The following is a 15,099-nucleotide window of genomic DNA, read 5'->3' on the forward strand; positions in this document are numbered from 1 at the left end:
GGGTCGGCTCGAGGGTGGGCTCGTCATGGGATGTTCAGGCGCGGATCGAGCGCGTCGCGCAGGCCGTCGCCGAGGAAATTGAAGCTCGTCACCGCCAGCGTGATGGCAACGCCCGGCGCGATCGCGAGCCAGGGCGCGCTGGTCAGATAGATCTGCGCGTTGTTGAGCATGTTGCCCCAGCTCGCGGCCGGCGGCTGGATGCCGTAGCCGAGATAGCTGACATAGGATTCGAGCAGGATCGCCTTGGCGACGTTCAGCGTCGCCGCCACCACGATCGGCGCGATCGCGTTGGGCACGAGCTCGCGAAACATGATCCGCAGGTTCGACGAGCCGAAGGCGAGCGCCGCGACCGCGAACTCGCGCTCCCGCAGCGATCGCACCTGCGCCTCGACGACGCGGGCCACGGCCATCCACGCGGTGGCCGCGATCAGCACGGTGGTGGTGACGAGACCGGGCTCAGTGAGCGCAGCCAGCGCGAGCAGCAGGAAGATGGTCGGAAAACACAGCACGGCATCGACCAGCCGCATCAGCACCGCGCCGACCACGCCGCCATAGAAGCCGGCGAAAGCACCGACGACGACGCCGACCGCCATCGCGATCACCATCGCGACGATGCCGATCGAGAGCGAGACCCGCCCGCCCATCATCAGCCGCGCCAGCACGTCGCGGCCGAGCTCGTCGGTGCCGAGAATGTGCGCGCCCGACAACGGCGGCGCGAACCGCTTCATGATGTCGATATAGGTGTCGTCGAACGGCAGCAGATAAGGACCCAACGCCGAGCCGAGGACGAGAACCAGAATGATGACAGCACCCGCAAGCGCAAGCCGGTGCCGGCGGAAGCGCCGCCATGCGGCCTGGCCAGGCGCGAGCTGAACGGTCGAGAGGGTCGCAGCCGTCATCCCTAGCCCACCCGGATGCGCGGATCGACGACGGCATAGAGGATGTCGGCGAGCAGCGAGCCGATCAGCACCATCGTCGCCGAGAACATCAGGATGCCCATCACCACCGGATAGTCGCGGTAGCCGATGGAATCCAGGAACAGCCGGCCCATGCCGGGCCAGGTGAAGACGGTCTCGGCGACCAGCGCACCGCCGAGCAGCGTCGGAAACTGCAAGCCCGCGACCGTAATCATCGGCAGCAACGCGTTGCGCAGCGCGTGGACGGTGAGGATGCGCCATTCCGGCATGCCCTTGGCGCGCGCGGTGCGGATGTAGTCCTGATTGATCACCTCAAGCATGGAGGAGCGCATGAAGCGGCCCCACATCGCGGTCTCGACCAGCGCCAGCACCATCGACGGCGCGATCAGATGATGCAGCAGGTCGAGGAAGGAGCCGTCGCCGATAGTCTGGCGATTGCCGGCCGGCAGCCAGCCGAGCTTCACCGAGAACACGTAGATGGTGACGAGGCCGAACCAGAAGGTCGGGATCGACAGCGCGATCATGGCGCCGACGGTGGCGAGCGAATCGAACAGCGAATATCGCCGGAGCGCACCGAGTATGCCGATCCAGCAGCCGAGCAGAACCGCGATGATGGTCGCGGTCGCCATCAGCTCCAGCGTGGCGCCGAGATGGGAGGAGATCACCGACAGCACCGCCTCGCCGTCGCGATAGGACTTGCCCCAATCGCCTTTCAGCATGCGGCCGAACCAGTCGAGATACTGGACCGGCAGCGGACGATCGAGGCCGAGCTGCCTGGTGACGCGGTCGAGGTCCTCCTGCGTCATCTGCGCGGACGCCGCGAACTGCGAGAGCGGACCGCCGGGCGCCAGATGCAGGAGGGCAAAGCCGATCGCGGAGACGATCACCAGCAGCATGATCGCCTGCGCCAGGCGGTTGACGACGTAACGGGCCATCTCAGGCGATCCCGCGAGCCTGAGGCATCAGGCCCAGTACCATTCGCGGATGTTCCAGCAGTTGATGGAGGTGTTGATGTTGGGGCGGAAGCCTTGCAGCCCCTCCTTCACGCCCTCGGCGATAAAACCCTGGAACAGCGGCAGGATGGCTAGGTCGTTGCGGATCAGCTTTTGCAGATCGCCGTAGGTCGTCTTGCGCTGGGCGAGATCGAACTGCTTGGCGCCCTCGGCAAGCAGACGATCGGCCTCCGGGCTCCTGTACTGATAGGTGTTGTAGCCACGGCCGCCCTTGGCGGGGATAGCGCCGGAGCCGAAGCGCGGCGTCACGTCGGGGTCGCTGCCGAGCATGAAGTTCACGGACACCAGCACCGAATTGAATTTCGACTGCTGCCAGAAATCACCCCAGATCACGGCGGCCGGCATGTTGTTGACCCGCATCGCCGCGCCGATCGCGCGCCAGTCCTGGATCAGAAGCTGCTGGGTCTGCTCGCGCACCGCATTGCCCGACGTGGTCGAGTTGGTGAATTCGAGCTTGACCCCACCCTTCTCGCGGATGCCGCCGGAGCCGCGGGTCCAACCGGCCGCGTCGAGCAGCGCGTTGGCCTTGGCCGGATCGTATTTGTGCTGCGGCAGGCCCTGCTGGAACGACCAGGCCTGTTGCGGCACGAAGCTCTCGGTCTGCGTCGGCAGGCCGTAGTTCAGCGCATCGATGATCGCCTGCTTGTTGATGGCAAGATAGAGCGCCTCGCGCACGGCGCGATCGGCGAAGGGACCGAATTCGAGGTTGGGCGCGACGTGCTCCACCGACGAGGTCGCGGAGACGAAGATCTTGCGGCCCTTCAGCGTCTTCGCCTCCTGCACGAAGTTCGGCAAGATGCCTTGCAGGCCGGTGTAGTCGACCTGCCCCGTGCGGAACTGGGTGTAGAGGACGGTAAGATCCGGAATGTATTTGAAGACCACGCGTTCGACGTAAGGTCCCTTGCCGTGGTAACCGGCGTGGGCATTCAATTGAATATGGTCGCCGGGCACGCGCTCGCCCCAGCGGAACGGCCCGGTGCCGACAGGCGCATTGTGGAACGGCGAGGCGTTCGGATCCGACAGCTTCTCCAGGATGTGCTTTGGCACGATGAAGGTGAGCGACAGGATCGACATGTAGGGCGAATAGGGAGCCTCCATCCGCCAGTGGATCTCGTCGGGCGCGACGACCTTGATGTCCTTGACGAGGTTGTGGCCGACGCGGTTGCGGACGCGGAAGTCGGGATTGTTGATCAGGTCCAGCGAGAACTTGACGTCCTCGGCCGTGAACGGCGTGCCGTCGTGCCATTTCACGTCGCTGCGCAGCTTGATCTTCCAGGTCAGGCCATCGGCCGACAGGCCGCCATTCTCGACGGTCGGGACTTCGCGCGCGAGATCAGCGACGAACTTGCCGTCGGGTTCGATGAACCAGAGCGGCGAAAACACCTGCCACCAGATGCCTTGATCGACCTCGATCCCCGGCATCAGCGGATGAAAGACGGTCGGCTCCTGCGACAGCGCCGCGATCACCTGCCCGCGCGGCTTGTCCGGCGGATTGGTCGGGCGTTCGGTCTGCGCAAAGGCGTTGCCTGCAAGGCTCCATCCCGCCGCGGCGCCCGCGCCGAGCTGGAAGAATTGTCGGCGATTCGGAATGCCGAGATGATGCAGTCCGCCAACGCCGAACTTGCCGGTGCTGTCTGCCATGACCAGTCTCCGTTCCCGCACACGGCACCGTCTCCCGCGCCCCCGAGACCCGGCAAAGGGACAGGAGTGGGCTTTAGTGCTTCTAAATTTTTCAGTCAAAAGTTCATCATGACTAAATACAGCTGTCAATCACATTGCTAGGATGCGCGACCTTTTCACACCACCGGCCATTCCGGCGGCGAGGCAAGCATGGGAGAGCGACATGGATGGTCGCGGCGAGACCAACGGCCCGAAGGACGCCCCGGCGATCGAGGCTGACGATGCGGTCGACCAGCGGCTCGGCGAAACCGTGCGGCTGCTGCGGCAGCGCGCCGGCCTCTCGATCCAGGACGTCGCCACCAAGACCGGGCTCTCCAACGGCATGATCAGCCAGCTCGAACGCGCGCGCGCCATGCCGTCGATACGGACCCTGCGCCTGCTCAGCATCGCGCTCGACGTGCCCATCTCCTACTTCTTCGAGACCAGCGATCCCGCCGATGTGCAGCGCTACATCGTGCGCAAGAACAGCCGGCGCCTGCTGCGGCTCACCGCCAGCGGCGTCGTCAAGGAAGCGCTGACGCCGGCAGACAAGGGCCAGCTCGAACTCTATGAGCTGACGCTCAACCCCGGCGCTTCGTCCGGCACCGACTTCTTGCAGCACACCGGCGAGAAGGCCGGTTACATCCTCTCCGGCAGCCTGCGGCTATGGCTCGACAACCAGGCTCATCTGCTCGAGGCCGGCGACAGTTTCCGCTTTCCGAGCATCGTGCCGCACATGTTCGACAACCCGACCCAGCAGGCCGCGCGTGTGATCTGGGTCACGACGCTGCGCCAGACCGATTCGCCGGCAGGTTGAAGCGCGAGGAACGCCGGCGCTCCACCGGAAATTGCCCCTCGACGCAGGCCCGCAGAGTCTGTAGCTGACGTGAAGCCGGAGCAATATACAGCGCGAACGCGAGGGTCCCGCGATTGACGTCGCTGGTGTGAGACCATGAAACTCAGACCGCTTCTGACACTCGCGATGGCCGCGCAGGTCGTCGTGACCGCCGCGGCGCTCCTCGCCTCCCATGCCGCGACCGGAACCTGGTTCGGCATTGCCCAGGTCGCAGCTTTGCTGGCAAGCGGCGCCGTCGCGGTCCTGCTCGCGCGGTTCTGCACGCGCGCGATCGAAACGGCGCAGGACAAGCGCACCGCCGCGCAACTGGCCGAGCAGGCCCAGGCCGGCGCACAGATGACCCAGGCCGTCATCAAGACCGCGCTCGACGCCTTCGTTCAGACCGATGCGAACGGCATCGTCCTGGAGTGGAGCGTCCAGGCCGAGGCCCTCACCGGATGGACGCGCAAGGAGGCGCTCGGCGCCCACGTCGTCAACCTCCTCATCGCCGAGCCGCTCCGCGACGGCTTCAGGCAACGCATGATGCGGCTTTTGCCGGAACTGTCGGATACGCCGATCGGCATCCGGTTCGAAGCGACGCTGCTGCACCGGAACGGCGACCAGATCCTGATCGAGGCGTCGAGCACGGCGCTCCAGCTCGGCGGGCGCACCATCATCAACAATTTCGTCAAGGACGTCACCCAGAAGCGCGCCGCCGAGGAGCAGCTGATCCAGGCCCAGAAGATGGAGGCGGTCGGCCAGCTCACCGGCGGCATCGCGCACGAATTCAACAACATGCTCACCGTGATCACGGGGACGATCGAGATCCTCGCCGACGCCGTGAAGGACGACCCGCCGCTTGCGACCATCACCAAGCTGATCAGTGAAGCGGCCGATCGCGGCGCCGCGCTGACGTCGAGCCTGTTGTCCTTTGCCCGCAAGCAGGCGCTGCAGCCGGCCGAGATCGACGTCAACGAGCTGCTGGAAGAGGTCGCAAAGCTGCTGCTGGCGACCTTCGACAAGACGATCGAGATCGTGTCCAGGCTTGACCGCAACGTCTGGCTGGCTTTCGCCGACCGCGGCCAACTGAGCGCGGCGCTGCTCAACCTCGCGATCAACGCACGCGACGCGATGCTGAATGGTGGCAAGCTCACGCTGACGACGCGCAACGTGGTGTTCGGCGTGCGCGAGGCCGTCGCGGTGGGCGCCGGCTATGCCGGCGACTATGTCGAGATCGAGATCGCCGATACCGGCACGGGCATCCCGCAAGCCATTCTCGAACGCATCTTCGATCCGTTCTTCTCGACGAAGGATGTCGGCAAGGGCACCGGGCTCGGTCTCAGCATGGTGTTCGGCTTCGTCAAGCAGTCCGGCGGCGGCATCAAGGTCACGTCCGAGGAAGGCCGCGGCACGATTTTCACGATCTACCTGCCGAAGGCCGAGACCAGCACGCTCCGTCCCGCCGGCTATGACGAGCGCAAGGTCGTGGGCGGCACGGAAACCATCCTTTGCGTCGAGGACGACCGCGACGTTCGCCGATATGTCACCGTCCAGCTCGAAAGCCTCGGCTACAAGGTCATCTCCGCCGCCAACGCGACCCAAGCGCTCGCCCTCGTGGCCGAAGGCACGCCGTTCGATCTGCTCTTCACCGACATCGTGATGGCCGGCGGCGTCAACGGACGCGAGCTCGCCGAACAGATGGTGGCTGCGCGGCCCTCGCTGCGGGTGCTGTTCACGTCGGGTTACGCCTACGATTCGCTGCACGCGCAGGGACGCGCCACCATGGGCGCGCCGCTTCTGGCAAAGCCGTACCGAAAGGCCGAGCTCGCGCGCATGCTGCGCCGCTCCCTCGACACCGCCGTCGACGCCGCGGGCGATCCGATCCCGACGCCGTATTCGGTGCAGGCTGATGTCGAGGGCTTTTTGCGGAGGCAGGCGGCCGAAGACAGCGGCACGACGCGATCGCGAAAATAGATGTCTGCCGCCTAGCTCATCCTTCGCCGCAGCGTTGCCGACGGCGTCTCGCCGAATTTTTCACGGTAGGCACCCGCCATGCGGCCGAGATGGGTGAAGCCGAGATCAAAGGCGATCTCGGTGATGGAGACATCCGGCGAAGCCTGCGCGAGTCGGGCGTGCAGAGCAGCGAGGCGCATGTCGAGCAGCATCTCCGAGATCGATACGCCGAAGTGGCGGCGGAAGCCGAGCTGGAGCGCGCGGACACCGATCCCGGACGCGCAGGCGAGCTGCGCGAGATCGAGCGGCTCACCGGCATTTTCCGCAAGATGGTCCCGCGCGGCGCGCAGTGCACGCGGCAGACGCTCGGCTTGCCCCGAGAACCTCCTGATGGCATCCGAAAGGCCATGGCGCTGGCCATTGAGGAGATGATCGAGCAGCACCTCGCGCCAATCGGCCATTGCGACCGGTGAAAGTCTGCCGGACGGCCCGAGACGCTCGGCGAGCCGCATCAGCTCGGCGACGCTGGTCTGCAAGGCCTGCCCCGCCGGTGCGTCGAGGTCGATCGCGGCATCAAACTCGACCGGGCCGGCCGCCCTGCCCGACAGCGCCGCAGCGCGTTGCTCGACCATGCGACGGTCGAGCAGCAGGATCGCCTGCGCACAGTCGTTCCACATCATCCGGGTCGGGATGGTCGGCGACAGCAGCGACGCCGTCCGGCCCGGCGCGGCATCGATTTCGCCGACGCCGGCACGAATGCGGGCGGTGCCGGTGAGCGGGACCTGCACCAGGAAGAAGCGCTCGAGGCAGCCGGGATCGATGCTCACCGACCCGCCATAGGCGACATAGTTGATGGAGAAGCCGTCGAACGCCGCGCAATTGTGCCGGGCGGAGAAGCCCGGTCCGCGCGGACGTACCGGCTTGAGATCGTGCGGGCAGAAGATGCGTCCGATCTGCTCTGCCGCTTCGTCGACATCGTCCGTGGTGACGCGGGCGAAGTCCGCAAGCCGTTCGGCTGCAGACGTTCTTGCGGTCATTTCGAGCACGGCTGCGGACATCGTCGACCACGCTTCGCGTCACGGAATTGCTTTAAGCCTATAATGGTTCCTCGAACGCGGAAAGGGCCGCGTCGCAAAATCATCATGCTGCACGGCAACAGCCGCGTCCGGATTCGTTTAGCGGATAGACACCGACCGTCGACGGGTCGAAGCTCCATCCTCGCCGGAATCCATGAGGAGCGAGCCATGACTGCACTCGAAAAGGGCATTACCACAAACGGCACGGGCTATGGCGGCAAGAGCTGGAACATCCTCGGCCAGGTCTATTTCCCCAAGGCCGTCACCGATTCCACCTTCGCGTTCGAGACCAACAGCGAGCCCGGCCAGTTCGTGCCGGTGCACATCCATCCGACCCAGGACGAGTTCATCCTGGTGCAGGAAGGCACGCTCGACCTCAAGCTCGACGGCCAATGGGTCAAGGCCCATGCCGGGGATCTCGTGCGCATGCCGCGCGGCATCCCGCACGGCTATTTCAACAAGTCCGACAAGCCGTGCCGCGCGCTGTTCTGGGTCTCGCCGATGCAGAAGCTGGAGGCGCTGTTCAACCAGCTCCACAATCTGACCGACCCCGCCGAAGTCGTGCGCATCTCGGCGCTGCACGAGGTCGACTTCCTGCCGCCCGAGGCCAACGACTAGGCGGCGCGCCTTCTCGTCCAGTTTCATCTGTTTGCGGGTCCGCCGGCCGCGCATCGCGGCCGAGCGTGGTCGCTTGCGCCCGAAACACATTGATTGCGAGGAATCCCATGGTCAGTCCCAAGCATGTCTGCGTGATCGGCGCCGGCGTCTCCGGCCTCGCCGCCGCAAAGGCGTTCTCCAGCCACGGCCACCGCGTCACCATCGTCGAGCGCAGTGCCGATCTCGGCGGCGTCTGGGAGCCTGCGCGCTCCTATCCCGAGGTGCAGACCCAGAGCCCGAAGGAGCTCTACCGCTACACCGATCGCGCCATGCCGGACACCTATCCGGAATGGCCGACCGGGCCGCAGGTCCATGCCTATCTCGCCGATTATGCGAAGAGCTTCGGTCTCGACCGCATGCTACGCCTCAACACCGCCGTCGCGGAAATGGCGCGGCGCGCCGACGGCAAGCCGGGCTGGACGCTCGCGCTGTCGAACAAGGACGGCACGACGAACGAAGATTTCGACTTCGTCGCGGTCTGCACCGGGCAGTTCAACGAGCCGCGCGAGCTGCAATGCCCGGGCGAGGACGGTTTTCTGGCGCAGGGCGGGCAGATCCTGCATTCGTCGACATACGGCGATCCGACACTGGCGAAAGGGCGACGCGTCGTCGTGCTCGGCGGCTCGAAGTCCGCGACCGACATCGCGGTGAACGCGGTGAAATCGGGCGCGCGCGAGGTCACCATCGTGATGCGCGAGCCGGTGTGGCGCATCCCCTATTTCATCGGCGGGCTCGTGAACTTCAAGCGCATCCTCTACATCCGCGCGCAGGAGGAGATGTTTCCGGGCTGGGGCGCGAGCTCCATGGCACGGATCGCGCACCGCGTAGCCGCGCCGCTGATCTGGGCAAACTGGCGCGGGCTGGAGAGCCTGCTGAAGGCGCAGCTCAAGCTGAACCGCTGCAAGATGGTGCCGAAGGAGCGGATCGAGGACGGCGTCAACTGCTCGGTGCCGATCGCAACGCCGGGCTTCTACCCGATGGTCGCCGACGGCCGCATCAAGGCGGTGTTCGGCAGCTTCGATCACTATGAAGGCGACAGCATCGTGATGAGCGGTGGCGAACGCATCGCCGCTGACGTCGCCGTGCTCGCGATCGGCTACAAGCTCGGCGTGCCGTTCCTGCCCGCGGCCTATCGGCAGAAGCTCGTCGATGCGGATGGGCAGTACCGGCTCTACCGCCTGATCGCCAACCCTGATCTGCCGGAGATGGGCTTCGTCGGCTTCAACTCCTCGTTCTGCACCGTGCTCTGTGCCGACCTCGCGGCGAACTGGCTGGTGCGCTACGCCGATGGACAGCTCGCGAACCAGCCGACGGCGCAAGCGATGCGCGACAATGTCGAGATGATGTTGCACTTCAAGCGCGTCGAGCGGCCGGCTGCCGGCGTCTATGGCGGCCTCTGCGTCGCGCCCTATCACTACCGCCATTTCGACGAGCTCATGGCCGATATCGGCGCCAAGAACCAGAAGCGCGGCGGGCTCGCCGGACACTTCCAGCCGCCGGATGCGGATGCCTATGCGAAATTCCTGGCCTCGGCGCCGGAGTACCGGGCCACAACGTAAGGTCGGAGAACCCGGGTCGAGCGTGATTTGCAACTCGCCAGTCCGCGCGTTTGATGTTTACGATCCCGTGACCGACGAATCTCCGGCACATGGGAACCGGCCATGGGACGACGATGTCACGCCGCCATAGCCCTGGCGGTGCTTGGGCTGATTCTCACGACGTTCACAGTCAGCCAGGCACAAACGCTTAACGCGAAGCAATCGGAGGCGCTTGCCACCTACAATCGCGCGCTCGGCGATTTCAAATCCATCCTTGCCGAGCGGCGCCGGCAGATCGAGGCGAAGGAGCCGCTGCCGAACCTGCCGGGACAGGCGCTCTATCTGGCACGCGTCGCTGTCATCAGTTCTTACAAGGATCTCACCGACGCGATGCCGTCGCGGATCGGCAAGCCCAACAAGTTCGAGATACCACCGGCCTATTTCGACGCCGACATCGAGCCGCTGATCGACGAATATTCAAGGCTGTTCGACGTCATGGAGGCGCCGCCCGCGGGCGCGCAGAACTCGGCGACGCCGTTCAAGGACGTCGTCGATCTCGCCACAGCGATCGCGCGCGCCAAGGGGCTTGCACCGGCTCACGCCGAAGCTGCGGGCCGGATCAGCCTCGGCCTGTTCTTCGCCGAAACCAACGGCAAGCAGAATGTCCGCAACGGGCGCTCGAACACCTATATGGGCAGCTTCCAGACCGGCCCGTCCGAGGACCGCAACGGCCGCAGGAAATGGGAGGCGATCAAGGGAGACATCGCGGCAGCCGATCCGGAGCTGAGCGCGCGCGACGACAAGGAAGAGGCACGCGCCCGCGGCACGGACTATCGCTTCAACCACTGGACCAACGTGCGCGACGGCCTGATGAACGCGCATGCGGAGGTCTTCCGGGAGATTCCGGGAATCGTGAAGACGCTTCCCGATCCGATCGACCAGATGAAGCTGTTCGAGCTGATCCAGATCGTGCCGACCCCGACGCGGTCCGCGCTCAAGTCAGGCGATGTCCTGAACTACAGGGTGTCCAGTCCAACGATCATGAAGCACCTGCGCAACAACAGCATCTTCGCGTTCGGACAGGCCGACCGGGCGCGGACCTCGGCCAGCTTCCGCGAGATCCTCGCTGCGATGTGGCTGTTCAACCGCAAGTTCGATCGCGCGATGGCGAAATACGCGGAGATCAAGCCGCGCTGAGGCACCGGTTGCAACCGCTACCGGAAATTGTAGGCTCTCGATCTCATCAACAGCAAAGGCAGTTTCATGCGCCTGCTCATCCTCGGCGGCAGCCAGTTTCTGGGGCGGGCGATCGCCGCCCACGCCTGCGCGGCCGGCCACGACGTGACTTGCGCAGCGCGTGGCCTCGCCGGGCCGATCACGGCAGGCGCGCGTCTCGTGCGGATCGACCGCGACACCACAGACGGCCTTGCGCCGCTTGCGGGCGCGACGTTCGATGCAGTGGTTGATGTCTCGCGTCATCCCGGCCAGGTCCGCCGCGCGGTCGCAGCGCTGAAGCGGCCCGGCGTGCACTGGACCTTCGTCTCCACGGTCAGTGTGTACGCGGACAATAGCATACCGGGACAACGCGCCGACACCGCGCCGCTGCGCGAGCCCGCGGCGATGGAGATTGAGCAGAGCACGGACGCGATCTACGGCGCCGCCAAGGTCGCCTGCGAGCAGGCTGTCGGCAACGACGCCTTCATCTGCCGGGCCGGCCTGATCGTCGGACCGGAGGATCCGACGGGACGGTTCTCGTACTGGCCGGCGCGGCTTGTCCGCGGCGGTGAGGTGCTGGCGCCAGGAACGCCTGCTGATGCCGTCCAGTTCATCGACGTGCGCGATCTGGCGCAGTGGATCGTGCATGCGGCGGAGATTGGCCTTAAGGGCATCTATGACGGGATCGGACCGGTTCGCACGCGCGGCGAAGTTCTGGCCGAGTGCGCATCCGCGCTGAACCCGTCCTGCAAATTCACCTGGATCGATCGCACCTTCCTTGAAGCGCACGACGTCCGGCGCTGGGCCGGCCCCCGGTCGCTGCCGATGTGGCTGCCCCTGCCCGACTTCGCCGGCTTCATGACGCGCGACACCTCGCCGGCGCGCGAGGCCGGGCTGACCTCGCGGCCGCCCGCGGTCACCGCGCGCGATACGCGCGCCTGGCTCCGCGGCACCAACGGACCTGTCGTCGGACTGACCGAGGATGAAGAGAAGGCCGTGCTCGCCGCGTGGCACGCCGGCAAGGCGAGCTAGTTCTCCACCTTGTAGCCGTCCGTCAGCGTCTTCAGGAACGCGATGATATCGGCCTCGTCCTGCTCGGTCATCGCCGGCTTGTCACCGGGGTGGCGATCGAAGGGCGGATCGGTGACATCCACATTGGCGTGATATTTTGGCGGCAGATCGTCGTATTTTTTCACGGTGCCGTCGGCGGCGCGCGGAAACACTTTTTCCGGATTGGTGTCGCGGAAGTTATAGAAGTCCATCACCTGCTGGAGGGTGCTGAAGACGCCATTGTGGAAGAAGGCGTGACGCGTCGCTGTGTTGCGTAGCGTCGGCGTCAGGAACATGCCGCAATATTGCGTCTGTTCGGGAATGTCGGTGCGCTGCGGGCCGCAGACGCCGAGATCGAAATGGTTGGGATCGCGATTGCCGGCGAGCGCGGCATTGCGCGGCGCGCCGAGCGCCTCGTATTGGTGATCGGTGAACAGCGGCGGCAGGCCGTCGCGGGTCGGCGCCGAGGTGTGACAGCCGGCGCAATTGGCCTTGTCAGGGTCGTTGAACATCTGCAGACCGCGCAGCTCGCTTTCGGACAGTCGCGCTTTGCCCTCGAGCCAGTAATCGTACTTGCTGGTGTAGGGATGGAAGCTGACTTCCTCCACCTGGTAGCGCGCCACCGCGAACATCGCCTCCGCGATCAGGAGCCGCTGGTTTCTGAGCACACCGGCGCCGAACAGCTCGACGAAGCGATTAGCGTAAGGCGCACGGCGTAACTTGTCCGCGACGATCTCGACACTGCCGCCGTCCATCTCGTTGGGGTCGAGCAGCGGGAACAACGCCTGGTCCTGGAGCGTGTCGGCGCGGCCGTCCCAGAACAGGCCGCCTTGCGGCACGATGTTCGCCGATGCGCCGCTGCCGCCGGCTGTCTTCGTCGTACGCGCGACCTGCTGGCCTATTGCAGCCATCTGCGCGAGATCGATGACGTTGTCGTCGTCGCCCTTGTCGGGGCCGATGCTGAAATTCGGATGGCGATCGAGATAGGTCAGCGACGGCACCGCGCGTGCGCCTTGCCGCGACAGGGCGGCGCCGCCGAGCATCACCGGCCCATCGTTGGGCGGGCCGTAGGCGTGATCCGGGCTGTGGCAGGACGCGCAGGACAGCGCGCCGGACGACGACAGCGACGCGTCGTAGAAGATTTCCTTGCCGAGCTGCGCCATCGCGGACAATGGCGTGACGGGCGGGCGCATGAGGCGAACCGGATTCGGGTTCGCGCCGAGTTGGCTCGTCTCCGCAAGTCCTTGCGTCCCGGCCGCAAAGACGGCGCCGGCCAGACAAAGCAGGCCGGCGCCGAGAAGCCACATGGTGCGGCAGTTCATCAAACGTCCCGTTGGACTAGTGGTGGTGGTGCTCGTCCGACGGGCTGGTGATCACCGTGCCGGAGGTCGGATCGAGGAACAGCGCGTCGGTCCGGTAGTCATGGCTGTGATCCTGATCGAAGTCGAACAGGTCCATGATCGAGCCGGAGCTGGCATCGAACGAGCCGCCACCGATGCGCTGGCCGCGCAGCCAGTTATCCTCGATGAACCGCACCACGGACGCCTGCGAGATGTAGGTGCTGCTCACGTGGTTGGTCCTGGCGTAGGGCGAGACCACGATGAAGGGAATGCGCGTGCCCGGACCGCAGCGGCCGTTCACCGGTTTGCCGGAGAGACCCTTCGGGGCCGGCTGCTTCTGCGGGCCGAGGCCGCACAGGCCCGGACCGTTGACCTGATCGGCGGTCGGATCGTAGGAGGCGGTCTTCGGCGCAACGTACTGGTGGTCGTACCAGCCGTCGGAGTCGTCATAGGTGATGATGACCGCGGTTTCGCGCCACTCCGGCTGCTTCTGGAGGAAGTTGATCAGCTCTACATTGCCGACCTGCTCGTCGAGCGGATCGGAGTTGCCGGCGTGACCGTCTTGGTAGGCCGACATCTTGATGTAGGAGACGGCCGGGAAATTGCCGGCCTTCACGGCGGCGTAGAAGTCCTCGAGGTCGTAGGCGTGGTTGGCCGGATCGACGGTCTTGCCGCCCTTCTCGTAGGTGTGGCCGATCGCATCGACCGAACTCGGCCGCGCATGGGTCGGGTTGGCGGTCGACTTGTAGTACTGGAACCAGGCGTGGTGCGGGCTGTAGTCCACGATCGTGCCGTTCACGTTGCTGGAGAACGTGGTGCGCGCGCAGCCGGTGGTGCCGTTGGCATTCTTGAGCGTCAGGTCAAAGCCGCCCATGAAGCTGCCCCAGCTGATACGCTCGTCGTTGAGCAGGTCGCCGATGTTCTTGCCTGTCATCAGCACGGTGCTGCTCGTGCTCGAGCAGGAATCGTAGGCCGGGTCGGTGTCGCCGATCAGCGTCAGGCCGCCCTGGCCGTCGGCGATCGACGCCGAGGTGCCGACGATGTTCTGCGCGCCATTGGTCTGGCCGGAAATCACCGCGAGCGCGCCCTGCGTCGACGGACCGAAGGTGTCGGTCCAGGCATTGTCGCTCATGGCGAAGTGCTGGGCGTAATTCCAGAAGGCGGTGGTGGTGTTGCCGTCGAAATAGCCCATGACCTGACCGTTGGTGCCGAACGCACCGGCGCCGCCGGCGGTGCCGCGGCCGGTGAATTTCGGAAACAGGTCTTCCTTGCCGTTGTCCACGGCCTGCTGCTCGGGCGTGTAGGAGTGGTTCTGCGAGCGCGTGTTGGCCTGGGTGCGGTCGAGGCGGAACGGGTCCGTCGCGCCGGTGCCGTTGGCCGCGCTGTTGTTCGGATTGTTCACCAGCAAATGCGCGTTGGCGAGATTGTTGACCTTCGGCGTATGCGGCTTCGGCACGAAGGGGATCGAGCCGGACGGATTGGCCGCGTTCGGATAGGTCGCAAAGTAATGATCGAACGAGCGGTTCTCGTTGAAGATGACCACGAGATGCTTGATCGGCGTCTCGGTGTGGATGTCATGCGGATGACGGTGATGATCACGGTCGTGATCGTGATCGTTGTCGCGACCTTGATCATGCCCGTGATCGCGGTCACGGCCGAAATCGTCCGCAAGGACGGGAAGCGTGCAGGCAAGTGCCGTCGCGGCCGCGACAATCGCAGCCGTCGTCAAGAATCTGGATTTCATCGTTGTGTGCCCCGAGGGATTGACGCTGCGACCTTAGCCATCGCGGGTGACAGCGCTGTGTCAGTTTGACGCACGAGACACTTTGCGTAGTGGTCGAGACAA

Annotated in this window: 12 protein-coding genes; 6 read left to right on the top strand and 6 right to left on the bottom strand. The window is 65.4% G+C overall.

From position 1 onward, the window contains the following. Nucleotides 1-23: 23 nt before the first annotated feature. Genes AB7008_RS39000 through AB7008_RS39010 form a run of 3 tightly spaced genes read right to left on the bottom strand, consistent with a single transcriptional unit; the run spans nucleotide 24 to nucleotide 3,571 of the window. Nucleotides 24-899 (bottom strand): ABC transporter permease, encoded by an 876-nt coding sequence (locus AB7008_RS39000; protein ID WP_248879544.1) that lies wholly within the window; start codon nucleotides 897-899, stop codon nucleotides 24-26. Between the two features lie 2 nt (nucleotides 900-901). Next, nucleotides 902-1,852, bottom strand: coding sequence for an ABC transporter permease (locus tag AB7008_RS39005; protein ID WP_304491155.1), 951 nt, complete (start codon nucleotides 1,850-1,852; stop codon nucleotides 902-904). Nucleotides 1,853-1,879: 27 nt separating this feature from the next. Further along, the gene (locus AB7008_RS39010) at nucleotides 1,880-3,571 is read right to left on the bottom strand and encodes a peptide ABC transporter substrate-binding protein (RefSeq protein ID WP_248879548.1); all 1,692 of its coding nucleotides are present in this window, start codon (nucleotides 3,569-3,571) and stop codon (nucleotides 1,880-1,882) included. A 202-nt stretch (nucleotides 3,572-3,773) separates the two neighbouring features. On the opposite strand from AB7008_RS39010, the gene AB7008_RS39015 reads away from it, so the two are divergent. Continuing rightward, nucleotides 3,774-4,406, top strand: a complete 633-nt coding sequence (locus AB7008_RS39015) for a cupin domain-containing protein (RefSeq protein ID WP_014492841.1) — start codon at nucleotides 3,774-3,776, stop codon at nucleotides 4,404-4,406. A 135-nt stretch (nucleotides 4,407-4,541) separates the two neighbouring features. Next, entirely contained in the window at nucleotides 4,542-6,398 is a 1,857-nt protein-coding gene (locus AB7008_RS39020) for an ATP-binding protein (protein ID WP_441260518.1), read from the top strand. Between the two features lie 11 nt (nucleotides 6,399-6,409). Here the strand turns inward: AB7008_RS39020 and AB7008_RS39025 are convergent, their stop codons facing one another. Then, a complete protein-coding gene (locus AB7008_RS39025) occupies nucleotides 6,410-7,435 on the bottom strand; it encodes an AraC family transcriptional regulator (RefSeq protein ID WP_441260519.1) in 1,026 nt (341 codons plus the stop codon). Between the two features lie 186 nt (nucleotides 7,436-7,621). Between AB7008_RS39025 and AB7008_RS39030 the strand changes: the two genes are divergently transcribed. The 4 genes from AB7008_RS39030 (at nucleotide 7,622) to AB7008_RS39045 (ending at nucleotide 11,895) form a co-directional block, all read left to right on the top strand. Then, nucleotides 7,622-8,071, top strand: coding sequence for a cupin domain-containing protein (locus AB7008_RS39030; protein WP_028156269.1), 450 nt, complete (start codon nucleotides 7,622-7,624; stop codon nucleotides 8,069-8,071). 89 nt (nucleotides 8,072-8,160) lie between these two features. Further along, a complete protein-coding gene (locus tag AB7008_RS39035) occupies nucleotides 8,161-9,669 on the top strand; it encodes a flavin-containing monooxygenase (protein WP_441260520.1) in 1,509 nt (502 codons plus the stop codon). 102 nt (nucleotides 9,670-9,771) lie between these two features. Then, a complete protein-coding gene (locus AB7008_RS39040) occupies nucleotides 9,772-10,845 on the top strand; it encodes a hypothetical protein (RefSeq protein WP_248879557.1) in 1,074 nt (357 codons plus the stop codon). A 66-nt stretch (nucleotides 10,846-10,911) separates the two neighbouring features. After that, nucleotides 10,912-11,895, top strand: a complete 984-nt coding sequence (locus AB7008_RS39045; protein WP_304491160.1) for an NAD-dependent epimerase/dehydratase family protein — start codon at nucleotides 10,912-10,914, stop codon at nucleotides 11,893-11,895. Here the strand turns inward: AB7008_RS39045 and AB7008_RS39050 are convergent. Next, nucleotides 11,892-13,235: a cytochrome-c peroxidase gene (locus AB7008_RS39050; RefSeq protein WP_304491161.1), complete on the bottom strand. Its 1,344-nt coding sequence runs from the start codon at nucleotides 13,233-13,235 to the stop codon at nucleotides 11,892-11,894. The two genes, AB7008_RS39045 and AB7008_RS39050, sit on opposite strands and share 4 nt — an antisense overlap. A 16-nt stretch (nucleotides 13,236-13,251) precedes the next feature. Beyond that, a complete protein-coding gene (locus AB7008_RS39055) occupies nucleotides 13,252-14,997 on the bottom strand; it encodes a phospholipase C (RefSeq protein WP_248879566.1) in 1,746 nt (581 codons plus the stop codon). Nucleotides 14,998-15,099 lie beyond the last annotated feature (102 nt).

The organism is Bradyrhizobium sp. 521_C7_N1_3, from assembly GCF_052075975.1.
In the GTDB taxonomy this organism is placed as follows: domain Bacteria; phylum Pseudomonadota; class Alphaproteobacteria; order Rhizobiales; family Xanthobacteraceae; genus Bradyrhizobium; species Bradyrhizobium japonicum.